Source organism: Vibrio sp. D173a, assembly GCF_030248475.1.
In genome coordinates, this window is the sequence record NZ_JAHGAH010000659.1 from 1 (window position 1) to 740 (window position 740).

The 740-nt window shown below is 45.5% G+C and carries 2 pseudogenes; both read left to right on the forward strand.

The features are described 5' to 3' along the window. Positions 1-282, forward strand: a pseudogene (locus KIV40_RS28295) (MFS transporter); the annotation flags it as partial. A 141-nt stretch (positions 283-423) separates the two neighbouring features. Next, a pseudogene (locus KIV40_RS28300) lies at positions 424-740 on the forward strand (haloacid dehalogenase-like hydrolase); the annotation flags it as partial.

Consider the following 740-nt stretch of genomic DNA (forward strand, 5'->3'; position numbering starts at 1 on the left):
TTGGCGATGACTGTGACCGCCATCGGTGCTGCGTTGCTAGTGCCTGCCTATACTGCTTCAGCAACCAGTCAATTGAGTCGAGCTCCGGGTTCTGTCGCGGGTTACATCTCCATGTTTCATACTCTAGGCTACGGGTTAGCTGCTGCCTTAGCATTTAGTGTGGTGATTAACCCTATTTACCCTATCTATCTTTGCGCTCTTTTTTCGGCACTTATCATGGGCATTGCTTATTGGGTCAACCGGGAAAATAGGCGTTCAGTACAAGATAGTTGCGGCTCTTGAGGGGAGTCGGCTAGCTGGAATAGACACATTAGTTGCGGCATATGAGCGTTAGTTATAGCCTTCATAAGTGGAAAACTAGAGTAGACGAACTAGGATAAATGGAAGTTAACCCTACAATTTATCAATAACATGGTCGTTGCTATGAAGAAACTTACTTGTCTGTCAGTCGCTATTTTATCCAGCCTCTCTTTTTCATCTTTTGCCAAAGATTGTGATTCATCACTGCTGCCCTCGTGGAAGGATAGCCCGAGTAAATCCGCCATTGTTAAATTTGTCGAGCAAACGAATGATAAACAGGCTGATACCTATGTGGAAGTGGAAGATCGTATCGCAGTGTTCGATAACGATGGTACGCTTTGGTCTGAAAAACCGTATTACTTTCAACTAGCGTTCGCGCTGGATCGAGTTAAAGAGATGGCGCCTGCGCATCCAGAGTGGAAAACGGAAGAGCCGTTTAA